This window comes from Streptomyces sp. WAC05292 (genome assembly GCF_003949955.1).
Lineage (GTDB): Bacteria > Actinomycetota > Actinomycetes > Streptomycetales > Streptomycetaceae > Streptomyces > Streptomyces globosus.
The window spans coordinates 1-1,256 of sequence record NZ_RPSE01000735.1; the positions used below are offsets into that span (position 1 = coordinate 1).

Sequence of the window (1,256 nt, forward strand, 5' to 3'; positions counted from 1 at the left end):
GGGGGAGGTCACGTCCCTCCGGGCGTGCCGCGGAAGACCGGCCGGGCCCACTCCGGCGGCTCCGGCGGCGGCCCGGGGGGCTCTTCCGTCTCGGCGGCGGACCGCCCGTCATCGCGCGGGAGCCGTACGGGCGTCCCGGCGCCCGCGGTGGCGGCGCGCAGGGCCGCGACGAACTCCAGGCACGATCCGTACCGGTCCTCGGGCACCTTCGCGAGCCCCTTGGACAGCACCTCGTCGGCGGCTTCCGGGATCTCCGGCCGCCGCTCCGTGAGCGGCGGCGGCTGGTCGAACTGGTGCGCCCACAGCAGCGCGGCGTCTTCCTCGCGCTCGAACGGCGGTCCGCCCGCGAGGGTTTCGTAGACGACGCAGGCGAGGCTGTACAGGTCGCACCGGCCGTCCACCGGCCGGCCCGAGATCTGCTCCGGCGCCATGTAGTCGAGCGTCCCGACGAACTCCCCCTCCGTGGTGAAGCCGGTGAGCGACAGCGACTTCTTCGTCAGGCCGAAGTCCGTCAGGTAGACGTGCTCCGGGTGCTCGCTGTCGGGGCCCGCGGCGACCAGGATGTTGCCCGGCTTGACGTCCCGGTGGACCAGGTCGTGCTCGTGGGCCGCGTCGAGCGCCGACGCCACCTGGGCGGCGATGCGCAGGGCCGTCGCGACGGGCAGTGGCCCCTCCCGGTCCAGCAGGGCCCGCAGGTCGGCCCCCGGGACGTACCTCATGGCGATGTAGAGGACGCCGTCCGTCTCGCCCGCCTCGAAGATCGGCACGATGTGCGGGTGCTCGATCGACGCCGCGACGCGCGACTCGTGCGTGAACCGGCGCCGGAAGGTGTCGTCCCGGGCGCGCTCCGGGGCGATCAGCTTGAGCGCGACCGTGCGGTCCAGGCGCAGGTCCTTGGCGCAGTAGACGACCGCCATGCCGCCGCGGCCGAGCATCCGCTCGACCCGGTATCCGGCGATCTGCTTCCCGATCAGGCCGGAGGGCTGACCCGCGTACACGCTCAGGCTCGACGGCGTGCCCATACGGCAAAGTCTATGCGGCCGCCCTCCGGGGTGCCCCCGCGCACGGATGCGCCCCGGCCGGTGGCGGCCGGGGCGCCTGCGGGGGGCGGCTCCTTTCAGGAGCAAGGGGGGTTGGTGCCGTTCATGAGGGCGGTCCAGTTGCCTTCGAGGTAGTGCTTCTTCCAGGTGTCGAGCTGTTGGACGGGGATGTCGTACTGGTGGGCGATGTCCTTCTTGCGGGTGTCGGTGTCGTCG

General features: G+C 73.1%; 1 protein-coding gene. It reads right to left on the bottom strand.

Annotation, left to right across the window (positions count from 1 at the left end; translation table 11 throughout):
- Window positions 1-8 precede the first annotated feature (8 nt).
- A complete protein-coding gene (locus EF903_RS32715) occupies window positions 9-1,022 on the bottom strand; it encodes a serine/threonine-protein kinase (protein WP_125548549.1) in 1,014 nt (337 codons plus the stop codon).
- Window positions 1,023-1,256 lie beyond the last annotated feature (234 nt).